The organism is Asticcacaulis sp., from assembly GCA_024707255.1.
In the GTDB taxonomy this organism is placed as follows: domain Bacteria; phylum Pseudomonadota; class Alphaproteobacteria; order Caulobacterales; family Caulobacteraceae; genus Asticcacaulis.
In genome coordinates, this window is the sequence record JANQAC010000002.1 from 979891 (window position 1) to 1004345 (window position 24455).

Sequence of the window (24455 nt, forward strand, 5' to 3'; positions counted from 1 at the left end):
CAAGGTTTCAGTTCCCGAACCCGATTCGCAGCAGTTAAAAAAACATGGCAGAACAATCCGCACACGAACCGACAATGGAAGAAATCCTCGCTTCCATTCGCCGCATCATCTCGGAAGATGACGCGCCGGAAGACGCGGCGGCACAGGCTGTAGCCGAACCTGAGGTCGAGGAGGAAGACGACGCCTTCGCCGCTGCGGCTGAGCCGGAAGCGGAGAGCGAAGAGGCGGCTGAAGACGATGTGCTCGAACTGACCGAAACCTATGAGGCGCCGGAATCGGTGTCCATCGGTGATATCGATGCCTACACACCCGCTGCCGCGCCAGAACCGGCTCCGGCACCGAACCCGGCACCCGTTCTGGCCCCCGCATCCGTTGGCGGCCTCGTTAGTGAGCGGACTGAATCGATTGCCGCATCGTCTTTCGGCGCCCTGACCAGCAACCTGCTGGTGCCGCACAGCGACCGCACTCTGGAAGATGTGGCCAAGGACCTGCTGCGTCCGATGCTGCAAGCCTGGCTCGACCAGCACCTGCCGGCGATCGTCGAGGAACAGGTCCGTCTTGAAGTCGAGCGGATTGCCCGCCAAAGTCGCCGCTAATCCATAGATTCTTTTGAGTTCATTTGTTAAGAGAGCGGCATCACAGCGGTGAGCCGCTCTTTTTTTAATTTAACGTTGCCCTACCGCTTCGCGGCTTGAGGGCTTTATCTTTGTCGAGACCATGCTGGAAAAAACCTTCGATCCCGCCGCCGTTGAGCCCCGCCTGTATAAAAAGTGGGAAGACTCCGGCGTATTTTCCCCGTCGGATGCGAAGGAAACCTTCTCCATCGTCATCCCGCCGCCCAATGTGACAGGCTCGCTGCACATCGGTCATGCGCTTAATAACACGCTTCAGGATGTGCTGACTCGCTTTGAGCGGATGCGCGGCAAGGCGGCCCTGTGGCTGCCGGGCACGGATCACGCCGGCATCGCCACACAGATGGTGGTGGAGCGGCAACTGGCCGCTTCGGGTACCAATGTCGGTCGCCGGGAGATGGGGCGCGAGGCTTTCGTCGCCAAGGTGTGGGAATGGAAGGCGGAATCGGGCGGCACGATCGTCAAGCAATTGCGACGCCTGGGCGCGTCGTGCGACTGGTCGCGCGAGCGCTTTACGCTCGATGATGGCCTTTCGGCGGCGGTGCGCAAGGTCTTCGTCACCCTGCACCAGCAGGGGCTCATGTACCGCGATAAGCGCCTGGTCAACTGGGACCCGCAGTTCCAGACGGCGATTTCCGACCTCGAAGTCGAGCAGAAGGAGATCGACGGCCATTACTGGCATTTCGCCTATCCGCTGGCCGATGGTGTGACCTTCGATTATCCCGTCAAGGATGAAGAGGGTAACGAGACCCTGGAAAAGCGCGACTATATCGTTGTCGCCACCACGCGCCCGGAAACCATGCTGGGTGATAGCGGCGTGGCCGTGCATCCGGATGATGAGCGCTACAAGGATCTGGTCGGCAAGTTTGTTATCTTGCCGATCACTGGCCGTCGCGTCCCGATCGTCGCCGACGACTACGCCGATCCGGCCAAGGGCTCCGGCGCAGTCAAGATCACCCCGGCGCATGACTTCAACGATTTCATGGTTGGTAAGCGCCATGATCTGGAGCAGATCAATATTCTCGACACCCAGGCTAATCTGCTGGCACTCGATCCGGTGCCGGAAGCCTATCGCGGCATGGAACGCTTTGCTGCCCGCAAGGCGATCATAGCCCGTGCGGAAGAAGAAGGCTGGCTGAAACAGGTCGAGAAGACGAAGCACATGGTGCCGCATGGCGACCGTTCCGGCGTCGTTATCGAGCCCTTCCTGACCGATCAGTGGTACGTCAATGCCGGGGAACTGGCCAAGGAAGCCATCAAGGCGGTCGAAGACGGCCGGACAGTCTTTGAGCCTAAGAACTGGGAGAAAACCTATTTCGAATGGATGCGCAATATTGAGCCGTGGTGTGTGTCGCGTCAGCTCTGGTGGGGCCATCGCATCCCGGCTTGGTATGGCCCGAAATTCGTAGATGGGATTCAGCGAGTAGGTGAGCTTGAGTGTTTTGTTGCGGAGACTGAGGCTGAAGCCTTCGAGCAAGCAAAGACTTACTATGCTGCTCATGACAGAGAAGTGTTTCTTGGTGATACTCGCGTGGACGGTTTAACGCAGGCGCAGAAAGCATCACAAGGGCAGAGAGCCGAAACTGAATGGACTTTTGTCGGAGATAAAATCCGTATTTCTCGTGACGAGGATGTGCTCGATACCTGGTTCTCGTCAGCGCTGTGGCCGTTCTCGACCATGGGCTGGCCGGATAATACCGAAGACCTCAAGCGCTTCTACCCGACGCACACCCTTATCACCGGCTTCGACATCATCTTCTTCTGGGTGGCCCGGATGATGATGATGGGGCTGCATTTCACCGGCCAGGCGCCATTCAAGCGTGTCTTCATCAATGCCCTGGTGCGTGACGACAAGGGCCAGAAGATGTCGAAGTCCAAGGGCAATGTCATGGACCCGCTGGTCCTGATCGACGAGTTCGGTGCCGATGCCCTGCGCTTTACGCTCACCGCGATGTCGGGGCAGGGGCGCGATATCAAGCTGGCCAAGCCGCGCATTGAGGGCTACCGCAACTTCTCTACCAAGCTGTGGAACGCCACGCGCTTCACCCAGATGAACGAATGCGCCCGTGTTGAGGGTTTCGATCCATCTACCGCCAAGCTGACCCTCAGCCGTTGGATCAGGGGCGAGGTGCAGAAGACGCTGGTGGCCGTGACCGGGGCGTTGGAAGCCTGCGCCTTCGATGATGCCGCCAATGCGCTCTACAAGTTCATCTGGAATGTCTTCTGCGACTGGTATCTCGAACTGGCCAAGCCGATCCTCAATGGTGACGATGCCGCCGCCAAGGCGGAAATCCGCGCTATGACGGCCTGGGTGCTGGATCAGGCCATGATCCTGTTGCATCCGGTCATGCCATTCATCACCGAAGAACTATGGGAAAAGACCGGTCACAGCGACATGCTGATCGCGCATAGCTGGCCGAAAGCCGATGCCGGCGCCATCGATGCCGAAGCCGATGAGGAAATCAACTGGCTGATCGACCTGATCAGCGGATTCGCTCGATCCGGTCGGAAATGAACGTGCCGGGCTCGGCGCGCGCGCCGCTCTCTTTAAGCGGTGCCTCAGAGGTAACGGCCAGCCGTTTGAAAACACATGAGGATTTGATCCTTTTCTTAGGTCGTTTGTCAGAGGTGAAGGTGGGCGAAGCGGCCACCGGTTCGGTTCCCTTCTTGGCCGGCGAAGCGACTGCCCATCTGGCGATTGCCGAATTTATCGACCTCAAGGCCGAACAGGTGCGCCTCGCCAAGGGCATTGCCGATTTCGACAAGACGATCGACGGCGTTCGCCGCAAGCTCGACAATCCGGAATTTGTCCGCAAGGCGCCGGAAGAGGTCATCACCGAAAACCGCGAACGCCTGGAGGAGGCGGAAAACGGCAAGGCCAAGCTTGCTGCCGCGCTGGAGCGGCTCAAGGCCGCCTCGTAAAACAAAAGCCCCGCAACCTGATGGCTGCGGGGCTTTTTTTTATATGCGTTGCGCCAGAATATCCTGCAGGACCGGCAATGGATTGCGGAACCAGCCGCGGATTCGTGCCCGTTCAGGCCAGGCAGTTAGCCCGGCGACGGCCAGCAGGATCAGGCCGTAGGCGAAGACCGCGACCGGCGCGCGATGGATGGCACGGATTTCCAGAATATTGCAGACGACGCAAAAGATCAGCGTGCCGGCGAAGGCCCAGCTTACCCATATGAAGGTTTTCTGGCCCAGCGGCTTCGCCATCATGACCACCATGGCCATGCAAGGCGCCAGGGCGAACATGTCATAGTCCATCAGGCGCGGATTGAGGAACTGCGCCGCGCCGAGACCGAATATGATTCGCTCTTTCGCCGTCAGGCCGCCCCATTCCGCCAGGACCAGGCTGGCCAGCCCCATGCCGATGACGAACAGGCCAAGCCCGATCAGGGTGATGGGCGAAGCCGTGCTCAGGCCCAGGGCCGAGGTGGTGGCGAAGAAGCCGATGCCGGGCTGTTCGAGGATGACGATGGCATTAAGCGCCGCGTGCCAGTCATCGCTGAAGCGGCCGGCGGTCAGGAACAGGGCCAGCAAAGCACTGACGGCCACTGTGGCTGATAACAGGAAGGTGCGCAGCCGGGCCATGAGGGGCCTGTCCTCAAGCAGCAGAACGATCAGATAGGTAACAAAAACCGGCTTGATCAGGGCGCCGCAGATAACGATGGCGATATAGGGCAGGCGCGATTTCGACATGTGCAGGGCGGCGAGAATGGTGAGCGCATGCAGCAGCAGGCCGATATTGCCGCAGGACATGACGCTGCCGACCATGGCCGCCAGGGTCATCAGGCGGAAATGCCAGGGCGCCTTTTCCATGGGTTTCATAATGGCATACCAGAACAGCCACAGCATGGCCGGCATATAGACCAGTGCAAAGGCCCAGCGCGCGCCTTCCAGTCCGAAGACCTGTTCGAGCGGCGCGAAAAACTGCCCCACCTGCGGGGCATAGACATAGGGCGTGGGGCGGATGCCGTCGCATATCGGATGCAGGCTGTAAGGGGATATGCCGCGCGAAACATTATGCGCCCCGCAGATCAGGGCATCGAAATCCGGCAGCCAGTAACGCGCCTTTGTCAGGCGGCTGATCAGGTTGCCGACCAGAGGAAACAGGAAGAACAGTGAGAAAAACCACAGATTTCTTTTGCGGGCGGTGAAACGTTCAAACCAGGTAAGCGAGTCCATCAGTTCACCGCCGTTTCGGATTTGCGTGCGAACGTCACATACGGCGCCAGGATGTGCGGCAGGCGCGTGCGGATCGTGTGCTGACCAAGCCAGAGCACGTACAGGCAAAGGCCGAGCAAGGCGATGGGCTCGCTGTAATCGGCCAGACCGGTCATGGCGCCGGCAAGGGCAAAGACGCACAGCGCCAGGATAAGGCCGCGGCCATTCCTGTGCGCATTTTGACCTTGCCCGGCCAGATTGGCACTTTTGTCGGCCAGGATCAGCAGACCTGGTCCGATGAGGCAGATATCCTCGCTCATGATACGCGGAATAAGCAGGGCGGCGAGGCTGAGGCCCAGCCAGATGCGCTCGCGGCGGTTCAGTTGCAGACCCTTGACCAGGGCCAGGCCGCTGAAAGTTATCAGACCGGCAAAGACGAGATAGGCAAGTTTGATGCTTACATGCGCCGGGTCCAGGCCAATCAGGCTGGTCCAGCCGAAGAAGCCGACGCCAGGCGTGACCTCGTAAACATAGTGCGACAGCAGAGCGTACCATTGCTGGGTCAGGGCGCCGCCGGTCAGGATGAAATGACCCAGCGGCAAGAGGCCGATGATGACGCCTGAGGCCATCAGACCGATACGACGCCTGAGCGGGATGTCGAGCAGCAGAATGACCATCAGGTAGGTAAGGAAGGTCGGCTTGACCCAGGCCGCTATGGCCACTGCCGCAATGAATAGCCACGGGCTGATCTCGATCGCCAGCGCGCCCACAAGGACAAGGCCATGCAGGATGACGGCAATATTGCCGAGCATGAAGGCGCTGCTGCTTAAGAAAACGGCAAAGGGCAGTTTGTCACGCCAGTGGCCGGGTGTCTTGCGGGTGAAGAGGGGGACATAGATTAGGGCCGCCGCCGCGGCCAGGTAAAAAACCAGGTAAAGCATCAGGAAGCCGGGCTCGGTAAGGAGGCGCTCTAAAAAGGCCGCCACCTGGGCCACGCCCGGCAAATACACGAAACTGGCGGCGCGCATTCCGGGGCATTGCAGATCCAGCGCATAGATGGGCGCGCCCTGTAACGCTTTCAGCCCGGCGCAGGCGACGGACTGGTATTCGGAAAAGATATATTTTGATCGATAGAGTTTGGCGATGATGCCAACGATCAAAGGCAGGAAGAAAAGAATCGACAACCAGTAAAGTGCTGGCGAAGTGTGGCCGGGGAGGCGGGGGAGGTTGAGTTTGACCATTGAACTCTTGGCTCTAAGCGGATATTGAGCATTTCTTGTTTGGGACTTATCGAGTCCGGACGGCGTTAGTTTGGCCTGATTGTTTCAGGTCTGATGCGGGTGTCGAATGGCCGGGTGGGGGGCCACCATAGATTTGCCATCCTCTGCGGTCTTAAGAGGACCAGGCGTTTTTTATTGAAGGCGGGAGGCCCTGACGGGCGGGGCGCCGGGGAGTTTCTTTTTTGACGAATATCGAGCGTGCTTCGGCCTTTACGGGCCAACCGGATCTCAGCCTGATCATCTGCACCCTGAATGAAGGCGCGGCCATTCGCAGTGTGGTCACAGAGATCAGCGATACCCTGGCGGGCATCAGTCATGAAATCATCGTCGTGGACGATAACTCGGCCGATAACACCGCCGCTGAAGTGCTTGATCTGGCCCGGACCCACCCACATGTCCGGCTGCATGTGCGCGTCAATGAACGCGGCCTGTCCTCGGCGGCCATCAAGGGCTGGGATATTGCCCATGGCAAATATCTCGGCGTCATGGATGGCGACGGGCAGCACGACCCCAAGGCGATCCGCGCCCTGGCCGAGATGATCATGAAGGGTGACAAGGACCTGGTTTGCGTATCGCGCTATATCGGCACCACGGAAACCGGCCTGAGCGGCATTCGTGACCTGGGCTCGAAGGCGGCGACCTGGGCCACCGGCCTCGTGCTGAAGGTGCCGCTTTCTGATCCGATGAGCGGTTGCTTCCTGATGACGCGCGAATATTACCAGTCGGCAAGGCCCAGGCTGACCGGCATCGGCTTCAAGATTTTGCTCGATATCGCCGCGTCCGCCCCAAAGAAACCGCGCTTCGGCGAGGTCAAGGCGGCGCTGCGTGAACGCCGAGGGCGGCGTTTCCAAGCTCGACCTGCGCGTCGTGCTCGATCTCGGCGCCCTGCTGGTGGAAAAGGCGACCGGCGGGCTGCTGCCGGCCAAGTTCGTCCTGTTTGCCGGCGTCGGCCTGAGCGGCGTGGTGGTCTACACCATCCTGCTCTATCTCGGTCACCACTTTCTGACCATGCCCGGCCAGTTCCCCATCTACCGCTACCAGTACAACAAGGAAGACCTGGTCAATTACAGCCTGGCGATCTGGCTTTCCATGACGTGGAACTTCTTCCTCAACAACCTGATCACCTTCCGCGATCGCCGCCTCAAGGGCTGGCGCATGTTTGGCGGCCTGATCCGTTTCTACATCGCCTGTTCGCTGGGCGCGCTGATCAGTCTGTGCCTGTCGCTGTTCATGAAGGATCAGTTGCATATTCATTATGTGGTGGCCGGCATTATTGCGACGCTGATTTCCAGTGTCTGGAACTACTGGGCGTCGACCCTGCTGTCGTGGCGTGACAAGAAGACCGGAGGCTGAGCCACCGGTTGCGATTAGAGCCCGACCCGATATGATGGATCTGGATCGTGCTCTAAGTTTTTGTTTTGACGCGCATCTTTGTCCAAAAAGTGCGTCACACTTTTTGGGATACGCTCTAAAAGGCCCGGACCAATCGGTTCCGGGCCCTTTCTCTATTGGGGAAATGCTTACCAGCGATCGTCGTCGCGGTCGTGGTGATCGTTGCGGTCGTCCCAGCGCTCGTGACGGCGGTCTTCGCGGCGATCCTGACGGTAGTCATAACGATCATAGCGATCATACCGGTCATATCGATCGCCACGACGGTCATCGTAGGCATAGCGCTTATCGTAACGGCACTTGGTATTGTTCTTGGCGATGGAAGACCCGACAGCCGCCCCGACAACGGCGCCAATCACCGTGCCGGTGCCCTTGTTGCGGGTATCCGCGGCGCTGCCTCCGATCAGGCCGCCGGCCACGGCGCCCAGCACAGCGCCTTCGGTCTGCTTGCCTTCGCAGGGGCGCGACCGGGCCGCGGCCATGCCGGGCAGGGCCAGCCCCGCCATGGTCGTTGCGATCAGAGCGGGAACAAGGATATGTTTCATGGAGGAGAATGGGGTCATCGCCTGGGTTCCTGTTTGCCCGGCAGAGTGCCGGTTTCATAATAGTCACCCTAGCGGGCTCAAGATGAACGGGACTTGATAAGTTCGTTCATCTCCGTTCATCTATGAGGCCGGTTAAAGAAAACCTCCGAACCTGAGGTTCGGAGGTTTGGCAGGTCAGTTACCAATGATCGTGGTGACGGTCATGGCGGTCATCCCGATCGTAGCGATAATAGCGATCACGACGGTCGTAGCGATCATGACGATCGTAGCGATAATAACGATCCCGGTAGTAGTAGCTGCGCGGTTCTACGTAAACGGTTCCGCCGTAATAGGGCCGTGACTGACGGTAGTAGCGGCGGTCGCTGTAACCATAGTCGTTATCGTAGCGATAGCCGTCATCATAGCGGCAATTGTCATTGCTGTCGTCGATGGCCGCGCCGGCGACGGCCCCGATCACAGCCCCGGCGGCCGTACCGGCGCCTCGGTCATGACGACCGGCGGCGGCGTTACCGATAGCGGCGCCGGCAATGGCGCCGACAATGGCGCCATCGGCATTGCTGTCGCGGTAGCACTGGGCGGCTGCGGGCAGGGCCATGGCGGCCGCAGCCGTGACGGCCGCGGCGGAGAGGACCAACTTGTGAGTCAATGTCATCCTGGACATGAAAATCTCCTTCTGTTACGGCGCAGATAAGCAAAATGGCGTCGTTGTGATGACCTTTATACAGGAAGCCAGATGAACGGGATTTGAGTGCTTCGTTCATGTCTGTTCATATTTTAACCATACTGCGCCTCCGGACGCGGTGACGAAATAGGCCTTATTGTTTGGCAGAATAAGCAGGGCGTAAGTCATAATTCAGTAATCGCGATCATCATCGCGGTTGCTGTAGCGGCTATGGTGGCGGCTGCTCCGGACGTATTCATGTTCGCCCTTCCAGTTATAGACGCGGTAATAGGCCCCGCGGCCGCAATAGCAGCTATAATCCCGGCCGTTGTAATCCCGCTCGTAGCTGCGGGAATAGCCGTAGCGCCGGCCAGTGCGGTAGGGACGGTCATACTGGGCGTGATAGCTGTCGTCGAGATTGGGGTAATAGCCCAGGCTGCCGCCGGTATAGCGCCCGTCTTCTTCGTAATAATAGGCCGGGCGCCCGTAGCCGTAACCGTCGCGGTCACCAGCATTAGCGGCCGTTGGCAGGAGTAAAGCCAGTAAAATCGCCAGAAGGATGCCGCCTATGAAAAACGGGCCAGCATGTAGCGGGTGGGGGGCATGTGAGAAACGGGACATCTGGTGAAACCCTGAAACTTTAGCGTCGGATATGGTTAATATCTCCCCTGAGGCGAAAAGTTCGGGTTGGCTTGTGATGGCGAAATTGCAAAATATCGATAAAACTTGCTTTTTGACGGCTGTGCTTTAAGCGGGCGTCTTTATTTAGCTTGGGTTTGGCTCGGAAAGACTATGGCGGAATTTGAAGCGCTCATCGGCAAGGTCGGCTTTCAGGGCGACGGCCTGACCGCCGGTGGCCTGGTTGTCCCCCTGACCCTGCCGGGCGAACGCGTGCGGGTGCGGCAGGGCAAAGCCAACGCTTCTAATGAGAATAAACTGGAACTGGTCGAGGTGCTGGAGGCCAGCCCAGACCGGGTAAATCCGCCCTGTGTCCATTTCTCAGCCTGCGGGGGCTGTGCCCTGCAACACTGGGATATCCCGGCCTATAGCGCCTGGAAGCGCGATATGGTCGGCAATCTGTTGCAGCGCGCCGGGCTGGAAACCGAACTGGCCCCCATCCTGACCACACCGCCCGCAAGCCGCCGTCGCGTAGGCCTGCACGCACGAAAGGTCGGAAAAAACGTCGAACTCGGTTTCAAGGCCCGCAAATCATGGAACCTGGTCGCCATCCGCGAATGTCCGGTCAGCGATCCGGCGATTGTCGCCGCGCTGCCGCAGCTCAAGGCGCTGGCGGCCTATCTGTTCGAACACCCCAAGTCCGCGCCGATCCTGCATATTACGCTATCACTTACGGGCCTTGATATCGATATTTCCGGCGTCGAGCATTCGAAATCCGGAGGGCTATCGGCCGATGCGCGCATGAACATTGCCATGTGCGCCGCCGAAGCGGATTTCGCCCGCGTCTCCATGGGCGAGGACATGCTCTACATGGCGCGCACCCCCAAGGTGCGTTTTGGCAAGGCCATGGTGGGCCTGCCGATCGGCCCCTTCCTGCAGGCCAGCGTACCGTCGGAAAGCGACATGGCGCGGCTGGCCATCGAGGGCATAGGTGAGGCGAAGAAAGTGGCCGATCTCTTCTGCGGTGCAGGCACCTTCACCTTTCCGCTGGCCGAGAAGGCTGTGGTCTATGCCGCAGATGGATCGGCGCCGGCCATTACCTCGCTTAAGGCGGCGATCGGCACGGCGCCCGGCCTCAAGACGATCACCGCAGAGATGCGCGACCTGTTCCGCCGGCCGATGCTGGCCGAGGAGATGAAGGGTTTTGACGCAATTGTTTTCGATCCGCCGCGCGCCGGCGCCGAGGCCCAGGCCGCCGAGATCGCCCGCTCGAATGTGCCGCGCGCGGTGGCCGTATCGTGCAATCCGTCGACTTTTGTGCGCGATGCTAACATCCTTGTGAAGGCCGGGTTTTCGCTGGACAGGGTGACGCCGATCGATCAGTTCTTGTGGTCCGGTCATGTCGAACTGGTGGGAGTGTTTTCGCGTTGATTTCCGTTGTCATGCCGACCCTGAATGCCGAAGACCACCTGGCGCGCACACTCTCCGCCCTGGTGCCGGGGGTGGTGCAGGGGCTGATCAAGGAGGTCATAATTGTCGATGGCGGTTCTGATGATGCCACGCTGGAAATCGCTGACTCGACCGGCTGCCGGATCATCCGGACGGATCACGAGCGCGGCCTGCAACTCTGGCAGGGCTGCCGGGCGGCGCGGGGCGACTGGCTGCTGATCCTGCATCCGGATCTGCAACTGGGCGAGGGCTGGATGGATCAGGTCCAGGCGCACATGAAGAATTTTCCCTTGCGGGCCGGATACTTCCACCTGCGCTTTGATGATCCGTCGATCCTGGTCGGGCTGTGGGCGGAAATGCTGGCCCTGCGCGCCCGCTGGCTGGCCATGCCGAGCGGGGACCACGGTCTGCTGTTGTCGCGGGCGCTTTACGACACGACCGGCGGCTACAAGGATCAGGTGGCGTTCGAGGATGTGGCCCTGTCGATGGCGCTCGGCCGCGCCCGTCTGCGTCCTATGGGGGCGTCGCTGACAACCAATGCCGACCGTTTCCATGCCAGGGGGCTTTATGGCGCGGCATTGCCAAGAGCTTTAGGTTCCTCGCCTATATGTTTGGGTTTCCGCCGAAACCGCCGGTCAAAAAAGCCTAGTTTTCGGCTAATGCGACATCACCGACCGGCGCGGCACCGGCTTCCTGTACCGGCGAGTCGGCCGAGAGGCTGATGATCTTCGCGTCGCCGGCCGCCTGGGCCAGGGTCTTGCTGTCCTTGCCCATGATCTGGCGATAGATCCAGTAGTTGGCGACGACTTCCTCGACATATTGCCGGGTCTGGGCCACCGGAATCGATTCCATCACCAGCAGGGAATCGGCGTCGCTGCCCAGGGAATCGACAGCGTCCTTCACCGGGCGGGCGCCCGCATTATAGGCGGCGATGGTGCGCAGCAGGTCGCCATCGATGATCGAGGAGTTTTGCAGGCGGTTGATATAGTTCTGGCCGACGCTGATATTGACGGCGGGGATAAGCAACTGCTTCGGCTTGGAGTTGAAGCTGTTGTCGCCCTGAACCAGGGCAGCCGTGGCCGGCATCAGTTGCAGAAGACCGTAGGCGCCGGCATAGCTGTGGGCCTGGGCGTTGAACTTGCTTTCCTTGCGGGCGATGGCAAAGATCAGCGCCTTGTCGACCTTGTAACCGCCTTTGGGGGCGATGTCGGGGATCGGATACAGCGACACATCGAACAGGTGGTCGGTCGGCTTCAACTGGTTGACGCGGATATGGGTCTTGGCGCCGAAAGCCAGCCAGCGGTCGCGTTCCTCGCGGTTGGGCGACGACTGGATCGCGGCCTGAAGCTCTGATTTGGCGTCTGAGTTAAGACCCACCTGGACGAGGGCATTGAGGCGCTGGGCGCGCGGATGGTTTTGTGTCCAGCTAAAGTCTTCGGTCAGGCTGGCGGTCAGCGCCGAGCGCTGCTCACGGCCGAAGGTGGGCGGCAGGCCTTTTTTCGCCAGGGAGATGGCCGAATCGACGCCCAGGCGTTCTTCGGCGAGCAGGCCGTAGAAGGTGAAGGGGAAACTGGCGGCCAGTTGCAGGAAGGTTTCAGCATCATCGGTGCGGCCCAGCTTTTGCGCGCTGCGGGCGGCCCAGTAGGCGCCGCTCGATTGCGTCCAGGCATTGGTGCTGGGATCGGAACTGACGAATTTGAATTCCGCCAGGGCTTCCTCATAGCGCTTGAGCCGCCAGCAGGCGAGGCCAGCCACCCAGTGGTCGCCGATCTGGCGGCCGAGCGTGACGGCCTGGGGCAGTTGCCCATTATTGTAGGCCGAACGCGCCGACTTGGGTGTCAGGTCGGTATCGCTGGACGGGGCAGCGGCATCGGGGCGGCTGACTGCGGTGCTGTCGGCAAAGCTTGTAGAGGCGGCGAGCTGGATGCCCGCGCCGCCGGTCAGGGCATCGCTGCGTTGGGCTGTGGCATTGGCCGCGAGCAGCGGGAAGGCCGGATCCGGCGCGCCTTCGGGCTTCTTGCGCTTGGCCAGTCCCCAGACCTTCATGGCCATGGGATGGTCGCCATAGGCGGCCAGCCAGGCGGTCAGTTCCTCATAGGTCGACTGATAACCGGCGCTGAACAGCTTGTGATAGAGGGCGTAGCCCATCAGGCGCTTGTCGGTCACCTGCGCCAGTTGCGCGTCGGCGCCGGCGTAATCGGCCTTGTCCATCAGATCGAAGGCCGTGCGGTAAAGCGCGGCGTCGGCGGGCGACAAGGCATCGGTCAGGGGAGAGGGGGCAATCGGCGTGCCCTGCCCGGCAACGGCATTGTAGGGCACGGGACCGGCGCTGACGGTCACAACCGGCGCTTCCTGTTTGGGGAAGAAAGGCGCCGGCAGGAAGGTGATCCGCTTGGATGCTTCAAGTTTGGCCACCAGTTCGCGGTCGGCCTTTTTCTTCTCGGCCTTTGCGGCGAGCTGGGCAACCTTGCATTTTTTTGTCTTGAGCTTGGCCTTGGTGCCGCAGGCGTCCGCCACTTCGGTCCGGCTGTTTGTTTTAGCGCCCGTCTTTTTCGATGTCTTCGCATCAGCGACATCGGTTTTTTTCTTTTTGCCCTTTGTGGGCGTATCGTCGGCAAGCTCGGTCTTCTTCTTGCCTTTTACCGGCGTCTTGTCGGCGATGTCCGTCTTTTTTTGCGTTTTGCCAGTGGACTTGGTGCTTGCCTTTACCGTCTTGGCGTCATCCGATGATTTCTTGGTGCTCTTCGTCGTTTCGGGCTTTTTTACTGCCGCCTTTTCCGTGGCGGGTTTCTTTTTCGCCGACGCGGCGGTTCTCAATTCAGGTTCGTGCTTTGTGGCCGCCCAGCCAGGCGTCGAGGCCATGAGGGCAAATCCAAGAACGGTGAGGCTGATGAAGGCGCGGTGGCGAAACGTCAAAACGGCTTCCCTTTGCTGGTGGCTGTCAGGCGCAAACAGGGCAAGCCTGACGCATTTACAAAAGCCGGGTGAGCTTATCTAAAATTAACTTTATGGCAACCCGCAAGGATTGCCCGTTAATAACTATATGTCATTGAGGTCACAAATAAGGCAACTCACGGAACCTGTGAGTTGTATCACAGTCTGTTGATACCGCTCACAGTTTAGCGCCGACCACCAGTTGCAGCAGGTCGCGCCAGAAAAGGCCCTTAGCCTGGGGCTGTTTCAGCAGGAAATTGGGCGGATAGCTGGCCATCACGGGCAGGGGCGTCTCGGTGCCGTAGCTTACCTGGCGACCACGCAGTTTAGCCAGGCTCTGGTCGAGGTTGAGCACGCAGGAAACGGCCGAGGCGCCCAGCAGCAGGATGGCCTTCGGCGCGGCCAGTTTGATCAGGGCGTGCATAAAGGGGGCATTGAGGGTGACGTCTTCCGTCGTCAGCGGTCGTCCGCCGGCCGGCCGCCAGAAGACACATGGCGTAAGCATGGTCTTGTCGAACACGCCCGCGGCTTTCAGCGCCTTGTCCATCATCTCGCCCGGCTTGCCGGCAAAGGCGCTTGAAGCTGTGTCCTCGTCCTCATCCGGGCATTCACCGATCACCAGCAGGTCCGGATCGGGATTGCCGCGAAAACGGACAATGCCTTTGCCGCCTTCATGGCTGAGCGGCATATGCTGGAAGGCGGCGAGTTCGGCGTAAAGTTCATCGAGCGTCCGTGCCGCGGAGGCGCGCTGGCGGGCTTCGTGCAGTACCATGGCCGGATCAAGGCTGGCCAGGCTTTGCGGCTTGAGCGCGCTCACATTGCTGCCAGAGGGCGCGGATGTCACATGAATTTGCGCAGGTGCCGCAGGGGCACGCTTAAATGCCTGTTTATTTTCGGAGAGAGTCCGATTAAGAGGCTCTGTTTCGTATGCGTCTTCCAGTTCATGATCGATCAGAAAGCCGAGATAGCTTTCGATCTCTGAACGGAGGTCATCAGACGGAATCATAACGGGCAGGGGCCTTGGCAAAAACAATGCGTTCACTCTTATCGGGAGCCGGACCAAAGTTCAAAGCAAAACCGATCTCCCTGAAACCGAAGATGTATTGAAGGCGCCAGGCGCCGTTTCAGGAGCGAGTGTTTGATGTCCGATACCCCAGAGACCGAACCGGTGATCGAACGCGAGGCCATGGAATATGACGTGGTCATCGTAGGCGGTGGTCCGGCGGGCTTATCCGCGGCAATCCGGCTGAAACAGCAGGCGCAAAAGGCGGGGCAGGACATCAGCGTCGCCCTGCTGGAAAAGGGCTCCGAAATCGGCGCGCATATTCTCTCGGGCGCGGTGATCGATCCGTCGGGGCTGTCGAAGCTTTTCCCCGACTGGAAAAATATGGGCGCGCCGCTGGAAACGCCGGTGACCGACGACAAGTTCATCTATCTCGGTCCTCAGGGCGCCATGGATATCTCGGCCCTGCCCAAGCCCGGCTATATGAGCAATCACGGCTGCTATATCGCCTCGCTTGGCAATCTGTGCCGCTGGCTGGCGGAGCAGGCCGAGGGGCTGGGCGTCGAAATTTATCCGGGCATGGCCTGTTCGGAAGTACTTTACGATGCCGAAGGCGCCGTGGCCGGTGTGGTGGCCGGTGTGTTCGGCATAGCTAAAGACGGTCATCACAAGCCGGATTATCAGCCGGGCCTGGAACTGCGTGCCAAATACACGCTGTTTGCCGAAGGGGCGCGCGGCTCCCTGTCGCAGACCGTCATCCGAAAGTTTGAACTCGACGCCAAAAGCGATGTGCAGAAATACGGCATCGGCCTCAAGGAATTGTGGAAGGTCAAACCCGAAAAGTTCAAGCCGGGCCTGGTGCAGCATACCCTGGGCTGGCCGCTGAATGACAAGACCGGCGGCGGCTCCTTCCTCTATCACTTCGGCGATCACTATGTTTCGATCGGCTTTGTCGTCCATCTCAACTACGAAAACCCCTACCTCTCGCCCTTCGATGAGTTCCAGCGCTTCAAGCTGCATCCGTCGATCCGCGAGGTGCTGGAAGGCGGCGAGCGCGTGGCCTATGGCGCCCGCGCGATCAATGAGGGCGGTTATCAATCGGTGCCGCGCCTGGTCTTCCCCGGCGGCGCGCTGATCGGCTGCTCGGCCGGGTTCGTCAATCTGCCGCGCATCAAGGGCAGCCACAATGCCATGAAGACCGGCATTCTGGCGGCGGATGCCGTGGTCAAGGCGCTGGGCTCAGTCGAGGCGCCGAAGGTGCTGGAAGGCTATCAGAAAGCCTATGAACATTCAGATGTGGCGAAGGAACTGAAACTCGTCCGCAACGTCAAGCCGATCCTGACCAAATTCGGCACCAATCTCGGCACCCTGATCAGCGGTGTGGAAATGATGCTGACCAATCTGATGGGCGGTTTTTCTTTCCTCGGCACCTGGCACCACAAGAAGAGCGATGCGCATTCGCTCAAGCCGGCGGCGCAGTTCAAGCCGATCGCCTATCCCAAGCCCGATGGCGTGGTGACCTTCGATAAGCTGTCCTCGGTGTTTATTTCCGCCACCAACCACGAAGAGGACCAGCCGGTCCACCTGAAGCTGAAAGATCCGCATATCCCGATTGACATCAATCTGGCCAAATATGCCGAACCGGCGCAACGCTATTGCCCGGCCGGGGTTTATGAGATTGTCGGCCTGGAAACGCGCGAACCGCGCCTGCAGATCAATGCGCAGAATTGCGTCCACTGCAAAACCTGCGACATCAAGGATCCGACCAATAATATCGTCTGGGTCTGTCCGGAAGGCGGCGGCGGCCCCAATTATCCGAACATGTAAACTTTTATGTTACGTATTTTAGCCCTATATTGAATGTATGTTTTTAAAAACGGGCATCAGGCAGAGGCAGATCGTAACGTGAAAAAGAGTGTGCTGCGGACATCCGGTTTGGGAGTGGTGCTGATCGGATTGGCCCTGGCCGGACAGGTTTATGCCAGTGAGAAGGTGGCGCCGCCGCGGGTCATCTATGGCGATGCGCGTCAGGAACTGAGCGTCTATCCCAGCCCCTATGCCAACTATCTGATCGGCCGTTTCGCCATGGCCCAGGGTGATGTCTCGACCGCCGCCCAGGCGATGAGTGCCGCTACGCTGGCGGACCCTTCCGACGGCGACCTGCGCGAAAAAGCCTTCCTGATCAGCATTCTGGGCGGCGATATCGACCGCGCCGCCACCGTGGCGCAGGGCATGACCGCGACCACGGATACCAGCCGGCTGATGGTGTCGCTGATTGGCGCCGTCAGGGCCGTCAAGTCGGACAAGGCCGCGCCGGCTTTGAAAGACATCGACGCCCTGCTCAAGGTCAACCCGCACGATCGCAATGGCCTGCTGTTGCGCCCCTATATACTGGCGATGAACGGCCAGTGGAAAGCGGCGCTGGATGAGTCGGGCGATGCGGCCCTGCAGGGCAATGACCGCGACCGCCTGTTGTCCTACCTGATCAAGGCGGACCGGGCGCGGATCAATGAACTGAAGGGCAATGCGGCCGAGGCCGAGGCGATCTACAAGTCGCTGTATCAGCCGGGCGCCGCCACTTTTATCTTCGGGCCTGACTATGCCGCTTTGCTCGAACGCCAGGGGCGCAGGGATGAGGCGAAGGTCATTTGGCAGGCGATTGCCGACCAGACTGGAGATGCCCTGGCGGTGCAGGCCCTGAAACGGCTGGCATCGGGCGACAGCAAGGCGCCGGCCTTGCCGGGACTGGCTGAGAGCATGTCACAGGCCCTGTTTGTCTCCTCGACCGTTTCGTTCAGCGAGCATGACAGTGAATTCGCCCTGGCGAGCCTGCATCTGTCCATGTACCTCGACAATAGCTCCGACCGCGAGCGCATCTTTCTGGGCCAGGTCCAGCAGGAACTAAAGGATAGCGAAGCGGCCGATGCCGCCTGGGCCAGTATCAAGCCGGGCTCGCCGTTCTATAATGAGGCTACCCTGCGTCGCATCTGGGCGATGCGAAATGACGAAAAACTGGATCAGGCGCTGGTGCTGGCCAACCAGGGGCTTGAACACGATCCGGACAATCTCAGCCTGATCGTTGAAAAAGCCGGCATCCTGCACGCCATGGACAAGGACGCGGACGCTTTGGCCTTGCTGGATGCGCGGATCGGGCGTGTGGGTGACAAGGACTTCGGCTGGCAGGCGCTCTACACCCAGGCTATTGTCTACGAAGGGCTGGATCGCTGGAGCGATGCCGAGGCCGCCATCACCAGGGCGCGGGCTATGAACGGCAATCAGCCGGAAATCCTCAACTTCCTGGGTTATGGCTGGGTTAATCGCGGTGAGCAGGTCGATCAGGGTATGGATCTGATCCGGCAGGCGCTGAAGGTCAGCCCCAAATCTGGTGCGATTATCGATCTGCTGGGGTGGGGCTATTACAAAAAAGGGCCAATATGACCAGGCGCTCGATTTCATCGAGCAGGCGGTTCAGATGGAGCCGGCCGACCCGGAAATCAACGAGCACCTGGGTGATGTTTACAAGGCGCTTGGTCGTGACACCGAGGCCGGCTATGAATGGCAGCGTGTCCTGACCCTGAAGACGACGGAAAAGCAGGCACAAGCCGTGCGCCGCAAGCTTGACGCCAATGCCGCCAGTCTTAAAATGGCCGGCAGCAAACCAAAGGCGACAACGACGGCGCTGAACGACGAGCGTAAATCACGCCCGTGACGACGATGCTGGCGCCATCCATGCTGGCAAGGGCCAAGGTCAATCTCTACCTGCATGTCGCAGCACCCGATGCACGCGGCTATCATCCCTTGCAAAGCCTGGTGGTCTTCGCCGATATCGGCGACGACGTAACATTTTTACCTTTTCAATCAGCGGGTTTGGCTGGTGGCTTAACGCCACACCTGAACATTGAAGGGCCGTTTGCCGAAGGGCTGCAAGTGGATGAAGGCAACCTGATCCTGAAGGCCGTGCGTCGCTTTGAAGCCGTCGCTGGTGTAAAGGTAGGTGGTCACGCCATACGCCTTACCAAGAATTTGCCGGTAGCGTCCGGGATTGGTGGCGGGAGTGCCGATGCCGGCGCAACCCTGCGCGAACTGCGGGCGCTTTATGCCCCGGATATGGCCGATAGCGTCCTGGCGGCCATTGCCGGGGCGATCGGCGCGGATGGCGTCATGTGCCTGTGGAGCCAGTCGGCATTCGCGGAAGGTTATGGCGAAAGGTTGACGCCGGTAGCACTGCCCGCGGTGCCGGCCGTCCTCGTCAATCCGGGCGTCGAATGTGCCACGGCCAGGGTTTATGGCGGGTATGATGCGGTTGGGCGATTCAACGAGATTGAGGCGATGTCCGGTTTTTCAGACGTAACGGATGCCCGCCAATTGGTCGCTGCACTGAGCCACACGCGTAATGACCTGCAATCCCCGGCCATTCATTTGCAGCCCATAATCGCCGAGGTGCTGACGGCACTGGAATCGCAAGACGAAACCCTGTTTGCCCGCATGTCGGGTTCGGGCGCCACCTGCTTTGCCCTGTGTGAGACGGATGAAGCGGCAAATGCCTTAAGCGTGCGAATGCAGGCGATGATGCCTGCCGCTTGGGTGCGCGCCTGCCGCTTGGGATGAGGCTGGGCGCTTTGAGCGCATGGCCATCTCGACCCTGTTCTCAGGATCATTGAGCAGTTTACGATAAGCGACTGAATCAACAGGATAGATAGCTATCTTTCCGGCGCTGTTATAGTGCGCGCCGAAGCCATGCGTCTTGGTCAGGGGCGAGGCGCGCATACAGGGATGCCCTTTGGAAAAGAAGGCTTCGCGGTGGCTCTCGCGGTCGACTTCGTCAATATCATTGCGCCGGCACCAGATTTCAAAATTGAAGCTGTCGAGGTCGTATTCGTAGGGATGTTCGGCCAGCAGCTCATAGTGCATTCGCGCTACACTGGGTTTGCCGTCCTTGACCTTGGGGATCATGCCAAAGGTGGCGGTGCTGTCATCGGCCTGGGCGATAAAGGTGTTGGTGATAGTCTTCATGTGGCGCTCCCCTTTTTGACGGCGATTTAAGTCCCGGTCGCATAAAAAGACCATATGAATATCAGGACGAGAATACGCCTTTTTGCCGCAGTCGCCAGCACAGGAACAGGCAGGGCAGCCCGATTGTGGCAGTAGCGATAAAGAAGACTGAATAGGCGTTGAAAAGACCAAAGTGCGGCGTCATCAGATCGACGGTCCAGCCGGTGAAGCCCTTGAGTATCTTTCCGGTCAGAGCGGCCACAGAATACATCAGGGCGTAATGGGTGAGGGTGTGCTCGCGGCCCTGCTCACTATTCAGCACCTGCTGGGTCATGAAGGCGACAAAGGCCGTTTCGGCGATGCCGTTGGCGAAGTTGTCGCCGATCAGGGTAATGGCGAATACCATTGGATCGCCGTGCGCGACCGACATCCATGAGAAACAGATATTGGATATGGGGCCGAGCAGGGCGCCAAGCCAGAAGGTGCGCTGGACGCCGATCAGCAGCAGGCATGATCCGCCGGCGGCGATTCCGGCAAACGACGCCGCCAGACCGATGGTGGCGCGCATGGCCGCTATGGTGTCAGAATCCAGTCCGGTATCGACATACATGGCGCCAGCGATATTGGTCAGGTAGTCCGGGAGGCGGTAAAGCGCCAGGGTGAGCAGGATCAGGCCGGCCGTGCCTTTGTGTGCCTGAAAGAAACTGACGAACGGTTCGATGATCAGCTCATACAGGCTTTTGGTTCTGGTATGTGATTGCGCCTCGATGGTGCTTCGCGGCGAAAGCAGGGTGACGGTCACGCCGATCAGCATGGCCAGCGCCAGTATCTGATAGGACAATGGCCAGCCGACGCGCTTGGACAGAACCAGGATCAGGGCGTCGGTCGTCAGGATGGCGATACGGAAACCATAGGCGTAAAAGCTGGGATTCAGCGCCTGATCGGCGGCATTTTCGGTCTGTTCGACCCGCCAGGCGTCGATGGCGATTTCCTGTGACGCGGCGGCGAAGGCGACAAACAGGGCGGCGCAGATAAAGGCGGTCAGGTGATGCGGGCCGTAAATAGCCATCAGGCTCAGTCCGACGGCGACACCGAGTTGCGACAGCAGCATATAGCTGCGTCTCTGGCCGAGCCAGCGATAGAGCAGGGGCAGACGCAACTTATCCATCCACGGCGCCCACAACACCTTGGCGCCATAGATGATGCTCACGGAGGTGATAAAGCCGATCAAGGTCAGGGAGATACCTGAACTTCTTAGCCAGAAACTTAAAGTTCCGCCGACCAGCAGGAAGGGCAGGCCGGCGGAAAAGCCCATGCCAAGCAGCAGCCATGAGGTCGGCTGTTTCAGGGCCGTGAAGACGGCTTTCAGGCGGTTTTTGGTATCGCTGGCGATCATATGCGCAGTGAAGCCAGATTCTCGGTCACAGGCACAGGTTTTCTTTTAAATTACCGGGTCTTTTGGCTTGCCGGGGCGCGGTCGTCCCTCTATGTTCGCGCCAAATTTCCGCTATTTGCAGATTGATTATGGCTGACGCCCCAAAAGAGCCCTTGTCCTTTCAGGATCTGATCCTGACCCTTCACAGCTACTGGTCCGAACAGGGCTGCGCGATTCTCCAGCCCTATGATGTCGAGGTCGGCGCGGGGACGCTCCATCCGGCGACGGTTCTGCGCGCGCTCGGCAAGAAACCGTGGAAGGCCGCCTATGTACAGCCGTCGCGCCGCCCAGTCGATGGCCGCTATGGCGAGAACCCCAATCGTTTGCAGCACTATTACCAGTATCAGGTCATCCTGAAGCCGAATCCGGAAAACCTCCAGGCCCTCTATCTAGGTTCGCTGAAGGCCATCGGGCTTGATCCGCAACTGCACGATATCCGCTTTGTCGAGGACGACTGGGAAAACCCGACGGTCGGCGCCTGGGGGCTTGGCTGGGAAGTCTGGTGTGACGGCATGGAAGTGACGCAGTACACCTATTTCCAGGGTGTCGGCGGCATTGAGGTTGATGTGGTGTCGGGCGAGTTGACCTACGGGCTGGAGCGTCTGGCTATGTACGTCCAGAACGTCGACAACGTCTACGACCTGAAGTTCAACAAGGCCGGCGTCAAGTATGGCGACATCTTCAAGGAACAGGAACGCCAGTTCTCGGCCTTCAATTTCGAGGCCTCCGATGTGGCCACGCTCAAACGCCAGTTCGAGGACATGGAAATCCAGGTGAAGCGTATTCTGGAAACGAAAAATTCTCTCGGTTATCCGCTGGTTTTGCCGGCCTATGACCATGTGCTGAAGGCGTCGCACCTGTTCAACCTGATGGATGCGCGCGGCGCCATCGCCGTGGCCGAGCGCCAGAGCTATATCGGCCGTATCCGTGATCTCTGTAAGGCCTGCGCCCTTGAGTGGGCCAAGCAGGAGGAGGCGCGCTTGCCCTCAAGCAACGAAGTGGTAGGGCGATAATCATGGCTCAACTGTTGATCGAACTGTTCTCCGAGGAAATTCCGGCCCGTATGCAACTGGGCGCGGCGCGCGATTTCGAACGCCTGTTTGGCGCGAAGCTCTCGGCCGCCGGTTTGAGCCATGAGGGCCTGAAAGTCTATGTCGGCCCGCGTCGTTTGGCTCTGGTCGTCGATGGCCTGCCGACCGAAACCGCCGCCGTGACCGAGGAGGTCAAGGGGCCCAAAGAAAGCGCGCCGGCGCAGGCCATGGAAGGCTTTCTGCGTAAGGTAGGGCTAACTCAAGGTCAGTTGGTTTTGGAAAACGGCGTCTGGATGGCGCGCATTGAAAAGCCCGGTGTCAAGACCGCCGATGTGCTGGGTGATATGCTGCGTGAGGTGATCCTCAGCTTTCCGTGGCCGAAGTCGATGCGCTCCGGCACTTCGACCTTCCGCTGGGTGCGCCCTCTGAAGCGCATCCTTTTCCTGTTCGATGGCGCGGTTATTCCGTTCGAACTGGAGGGGCTGACCGCATCTAATCTGACCGAAGGGCATCGTTTCCTTGGCTCAGGTCAAGCGTTGATGGTTAGCGATTTTGCCAGTTATCGGAAAGTGTTGGCCGATAATTCTGTCATTCTGGATCATGCTGACCGTCAGAAGATCATTCTCGAACAGGCGAGGGCCGTCTGCGCCGCAGCCGGATGTGAACTGATTGAGGATCAGGGGCTGCTGGAAGAAGTCGCCGGCCTGAACGAATTCCCCGTGCCGCTGCTTGGCGATATGGACCCGGCCTTCCTGACCCTGCCGCCGGAGGTCATCAGGACTTCGATGCGTACGCATCAGAAGTATTTCGCTGTGCGCGACAAGGCCGGCAAGATGGCGGCAAAATTCGTCATCACCTCGAACATGAAGGCGGTCGATGGCGGCGCTGAAATCAAGCGCGGAAACGCCAAGGTTTTGGCTGCACGACTTTCCGATGGCGTCTTCTTCTGGAAGGAAGACAACCGCGAAGGCAATTTCGATCAATGGTTGATCAAGCTTAATGGCGTGACCTTCCATGCCAAACTCGGTACTATGGCGCAGCGCGTGGCGCGCATTGAAGCCTTGGCGAAGGCCATAGCCCCATTTGTTAGCGCTGATCCGGTTCTGGCTGGTGAGGCGGCACGTCTGGCCAAGGCGGACCTGGCGTCCTACATGGTCGGTGAGTTTCCGGAACTGCAAGGCGTGATGGGCGGTTACTATGCCGATGCCGCCGGCCTGAAACCCGAAATCGCCAATGCCATCCGTGAGCACTACAAGCCGCAGGGGCCTTCGGATTCTGTGCCCGAAGTGGCAGTTTCGGCAGCGGTCGCCCTGGCCGATAAGATCGACACCCTGATTGGTTTCTTCGCCATCGATGAAAAACCGACCGGCTCGAAAGATCCGTTTGCTCTGCGGCGTTCGGCGCTCGGCATCCTGCGTATCCTGCGCCAGCACAATGTCCGCGTGTCGCTTAATGAACTGGCGGGCTTCTGGTACAAGAGCCTGCTGATCTATGCTGGCGCTGGCCGTGCCGTGTATGTCGATACCGACAACTGGCGTGGTTCCGCCGGTCCACGCGTAGCCGAGGGCGACGGCGAGATATTCGACAATTACCTGCGCGATTTCCAGCAAGGCCTGCTGGAAAGCCCGGTCTGGGTGATCCGGACCGACCGCGATTACGATCTCGATATCATGTATGAGCATGTACCGAATGTGCCGGAGGTCGAAAACGCTTTGCTGGCCTTCCGCAGCTATACAAGCGTGGCGTCGGAGTTTGAAGACTTTATGGCCGATCGTCTGAAGGTACAATTGAAGGACGAGGGGCGTCGCTTCGATATCATCGAGGCCGTGTTTGCGCTCAAGGATGGCGATATCGTGCGTCAGACCCTACGTATCGCCGCTGTGGAAACGATCCTGAAGACGACACAAGGCGATGATCTGCTGGCGGCTCACAAGCGCGCCGCCAATATCCTCGCTGCGGAAGCCAAAAAGGGTGATTTGCCGTCAGGTGAGCCCAAGGCCATGCCTGGCGCGCCTTCGGTTGAAGCGGCGTTGTTGACGCAACTCAACACCGCCAGACGCGCGGTTGGCACAGCGCTTGAAGCGGAAAAATATATTGACGCCTTGCATCTTATTGCTGCAATGCGGCAAGGTGTAGACGCCTTCCTTGACGGCGTGCTGGTCAACGCCGAGGATGCGGCCGTCAGGTCCAATCGTCTGATGATTTTAAAAGCTGTGTGTGATCTGTCCGGTGACATTGCCGATTTGAGCAAAATCGCCTGATTGAATTTTTATAATAATAAGGAAACCAAAGAGTTTTCGTAAGCACTTCGCTTAAAGATTA

At 59.5% G+C, this 24455-nt stretch carries 19 protein-coding genes and 2 pseudogenes; 12 read left to right on the forward strand and 9 right to left on the reverse strand.

Translation table 11 applies throughout. From position 1 onward, the window contains the following. The first annotated feature begins 44 nt into the window (after window positions 1-44). The gene (locus NVV72_15915; protein MCR6660750.1) at window positions 45-596 is read left to right on the forward strand and encodes a DUF2497 domain-containing protein; all 552 of its coding nucleotides are present in this window, start codon (window positions 45-47) and stop codon (window positions 594-596) included. 121 nt (window positions 597-717) lie between these two features. Further along, window positions 718-3554 (forward strand): annotated as a pseudogene (locus NVV72_15920) (valine--tRNA ligase). 39 nt (window positions 3555-3593) lie between these two features. On the opposite strand, the gene NVV72_15925 reads toward NVV72_15920, so the two are convergent. Together NVV72_15925 and NVV72_15930 are read right to left on the reverse strand one after the other, a co-directional pair. Then, window positions 3594-4817: a hypothetical protein gene (locus tag NVV72_15925; GenBank protein ID MCR6660751.1), complete on the reverse strand. Its 1224-nt coding sequence runs from the start codon at window positions 4815-4817 to the stop codon at window positions 3594-3596. Then, window positions 4817-6037 carry a hypothetical protein gene (locus tag NVV72_15930; protein MCR6660752.1) on the reverse strand — a complete coding sequence of 407 codons (1221 nt, stop codon included), beginning with the start codon at window positions 6035-6037 and terminating at the stop codon, window positions 4817-4819. The genes NVV72_15925 and NVV72_15930 overlap by 1 nt, the downstream gene beginning before the upstream one ends. 314 nt (window positions 6038-6351) lie before the next feature. Here NVV72_15930 and NVV72_15935 point away from each other — a divergent pair. After that, window positions 6352-6735, forward strand: a pseudogene (locus NVV72_15935) (glycosyltransferase). Between the two features lie 166 nt (window positions 6736-6901). Next, a complete protein-coding gene (locus NVV72_15940) occupies window positions 6902-7429 on the forward strand; it encodes a GtrA family protein (protein ID MCR6660753.1) in 528 nt (175 codons plus the stop codon). Between the two features lie 167 nt (window positions 7430-7596). Here NVV72_15940 and NVV72_15945 read toward each other — a convergent pair whose 3' ends face one another. The 3 genes from NVV72_15945 to NVV72_15955 form a co-directional block, all read right to left on the reverse strand. Continuing rightward, entirely contained in the window at window positions 7597-8028 is a 432-nt protein-coding gene (locus NVV72_15945; protein ID MCR6660754.1) for a glycine zipper domain-containing protein, read from the reverse strand. 160 nt (window positions 8029-8188) lie between these two features. Continuing rightward, window positions 8189-8671 (reverse strand): glycine zipper domain-containing protein, encoded by a 483-nt coding sequence (locus NVV72_15950; GenBank protein ID MCR6660755.1) that lies wholly within the window; start codon window positions 8669-8671, stop codon window positions 8189-8191. 192 nt (window positions 8672-8863) lie between these two features. After that, window positions 8864-9292 (reverse strand): hypothetical protein, encoded by a 429-nt coding sequence (locus NVV72_15955; protein MCR6660756.1) that lies wholly within the window; start codon window positions 9290-9292, stop codon window positions 8864-8866. 171 nt (window positions 9293-9463) lie between these two features. On the opposite strand from NVV72_15955, the gene NVV72_15960 reads away from it, so the two are divergent. Together NVV72_15960 and NVV72_15965 are read left to right on the forward strand one after the other, a co-directional pair. After that, window positions 9464-10720 (forward strand): class I SAM-dependent RNA methyltransferase, encoded by a 1257-nt coding sequence (locus NVV72_15960; GenBank protein MCR6660757.1) that lies wholly within the window; start codon window positions 9464-9466, stop codon window positions 10718-10720. Then, the gene (locus NVV72_15965) at window positions 10717-11460 is read left to right on the forward strand and encodes a glycosyltransferase (GenBank protein MCR6660758.1); all 744 of its coding nucleotides are present in this window, start codon (window positions 10717-10719) and stop codon (window positions 11458-11460) included. Before NVV72_15960 ends, NVV72_15965 begins: the two co-directional genes overlap by 4 nt. Here NVV72_15965 and NVV72_15970 read toward each other — a convergent pair. Together NVV72_15970 and NVV72_15975 are read right to left on the reverse strand one after the other, a co-directional pair. Further along, the gene (locus tag NVV72_15970; protein ID MCR6660759.1) at window positions 11384-13600 is read right to left on the reverse strand and encodes a transglycosylase SLT domain-containing protein; all 2217 of its coding nucleotides are present in this window, start codon (window positions 13598-13600) and stop codon (window positions 11384-11386) included. The two genes, NVV72_15965 and NVV72_15970, sit on opposite strands and share 77 nt — an antisense overlap. 250 nt (window positions 13601-13850) lie before the next feature. Then, window positions 13851-14516 carry a uracil-DNA glycosylase gene (locus NVV72_15975; protein ID MCR6660760.1) on the reverse strand — a complete coding sequence of 222 codons (666 nt, stop codon included), beginning with the start codon at window positions 14514-14516 and terminating at the stop codon, window positions 13851-13853. Between the two features lie 297 nt (window positions 14517-14813). On the opposite strand from NVV72_15975, the gene NVV72_15980 reads away from it, so the two are divergent. The 4 genes from NVV72_15980 to NVV72_15995 all read left to right on the forward strand — a co-directional run bounded on the left by NVV72_15980 (window position 14814) and on the right by NVV72_15995 (window position 19283). Then, a complete protein-coding gene (locus NVV72_15980) occupies window positions 14814-16502 on the forward strand; it encodes an electron transfer flavoprotein-ubiquinone oxidoreductase (protein ID MCR6660761.1) in 1689 nt (562 codons plus the stop codon). A gap of 90 nt (window positions 16503-16592) precedes the next feature. Continuing rightward, entirely contained in the window at window positions 16593-18113 is a 1521-nt protein-coding gene (locus NVV72_15985) for a hypothetical protein (GenBank protein MCR6660762.1), read from the forward strand. A gap of 34 nt (window positions 18114-18147) precedes the next feature. Beyond that, window positions 18148-18384 (forward strand): hypothetical protein, encoded by a 237-nt coding sequence (locus NVV72_15990; protein MCR6660763.1) that lies wholly within the window; start codon window positions 18148-18150, stop codon window positions 18382-18384. 5 nt (window positions 18385-18389) lie between these two features. Continuing rightward, window positions 18390-19283, forward strand: a complete 894-nt coding sequence (locus NVV72_15995) for a 4-(cytidine 5'-diphospho)-2-C-methyl-D-erythritol kinase (protein ID MCR6660764.1) — start codon at window positions 18390-18392, stop codon at window positions 19281-19283. Here NVV72_15995 and NVV72_16000 read toward each other — a convergent pair. Together NVV72_16000 and NVV72_16005 are read right to left on the reverse strand one after the other, a co-directional pair. Beyond that, on the reverse strand, window positions 19221-19688 hold the full coding sequence (locus tag NVV72_16000) for a DUF6157 family protein (protein ID MCR6660765.1): 468 nt from the start codon (window positions 19686-19688) through the stop codon (window positions 19221-19223). The two genes, NVV72_15995 and NVV72_16000, sit on opposite strands and share 63 nt — an antisense overlap. A 61-nt stretch (window positions 19689-19749) precedes the next feature. After that, on the reverse strand, window positions 19750-21063 hold the full coding sequence (locus NVV72_16005; GenBank protein MCR6660766.1) for a permease: 1314 nt from the start codon (window positions 21061-21063) through the stop codon (window positions 19750-19752). 128 nt (window positions 21064-21191) lie between these two features. On the opposite strand from NVV72_16005, the gene NVV72_16010 reads away from it, so the two are divergent. Together NVV72_16010 and glyS are read left to right on the forward strand one after the other, a co-directional pair. After that, a complete protein-coding gene (locus NVV72_16010; GenBank protein MCR6660767.1) occupies window positions 21192-22115 on the forward strand; it encodes a glycine--tRNA ligase subunit alpha in 924 nt (307 codons plus the stop codon). Between the two features lie 2 nt (window positions 22116-22117). Beyond that, entirely contained in the window at window positions 22118-24394 is a 2277-nt protein-coding gene (gene glyS, locus NVV72_16015) for a glycine--tRNA ligase subunit beta (GenBank protein ID MCR6660768.1), read from the forward strand. Window positions 24395-24455 lie beyond the last annotated feature (61 nt).

Excerpts from the sequence above, each read along its gene's own strand:
- NVV72_15955 (MCR6660756.1), bottom strand. The coding sequence starts at position 9,292 with ATGTCCCGTTTCTCACATGCCCCCCACCCGCTACATGCTGGCCCGTTT.
- NVV72_15990 (MCR6660763.1), top strand. The coding sequence starts at position 18,148 with ATGGAGCCGGCCGACCCGGAAATCAACGAGCACCTGGGTGATGTTTAC.
- NVV72_15970 (MCR6660759.1), bottom strand. The coding sequence starts at position 13,600 with ATGGCCTCGACGCCTGGCTGGGCGGCCACAAAGCACGAACCTGAATTG.
- NVV72_16010 (MCR6660767.1), top strand. The coding sequence starts at position 21,192 with ATGGCTGACGCCCCAAAAGAGCCCTTGTCCTTTCAGGATCTGATCCTG.
- NVV72_15945 (MCR6660754.1), bottom strand. The coding sequence starts at position 8,028 with ATGACCCCATTCTCCTCCATGAAACATATCCTTGTTCCCGCTCTGATC.
- NVV72_15950 (MCR6660755.1), bottom strand. The coding sequence starts at position 8,671 with ATGTCCAGGATGACATTGACTCACAAGTTGGTCCTCTCCGCCGCGGCC.
- glyS (MCR6660768.1), top strand. The coding sequence starts at position 22,118 with ATGGCTCAACTGTTGATCGAACTGTTCTCCGAGGAAATTCCGGCCCGT.
- NVV72_15925 (MCR6660751.1), bottom strand. The coding sequence starts at position 4,817 with ATGGACTCGCTTACCTGGTTTGAACGTTTCACCGCCCGCAAAAGAAAT.
- NVV72_16000 (MCR6660765.1), bottom strand. The coding sequence starts at position 19,688 with ATGAAGACTATCACCAACACCTTTATCGCCCAGGCCGATGACAGCACC.
- NVV72_15960 (MCR6660757.1), top strand. The coding sequence starts at position 9,464 with ATGGCGGAATTTGAAGCGCTCATCGGCAAGGTCGGCTTTCAGGGCGAC.
- NVV72_15915 (MCR6660750.1), top strand. The coding sequence starts at position 45 with ATGGCAGAACAATCCGCACACGAACCGACAATGGAAGAAATCCTCGCT.
- NVV72_15980 (MCR6660761.1), top strand. The coding sequence starts at position 14,814 with ATGTCCGATACCCCAGAGACCGAACCGGTGATCGAACGCGAGGCCATG.
- NVV72_15995 (MCR6660764.1), top strand. The coding sequence starts at position 18,390 with ATGCTGGCGCCATCCATGCTGGCAAGGGCCAAGGTCAATCTCTACCTG.
- NVV72_16005 (MCR6660766.1), bottom strand. The coding sequence starts at position 21,063 with ATGATCGCCAGCGATACCAAAAACCGCCTGAAAGCCGTCTTCACGGCC.
- NVV72_15930 (MCR6660752.1), bottom strand. The coding sequence starts at position 6,037 with ATGGTCAAACTCAACCTCCCCCGCCTCCCCGGCCACACTTCGCCAGCA.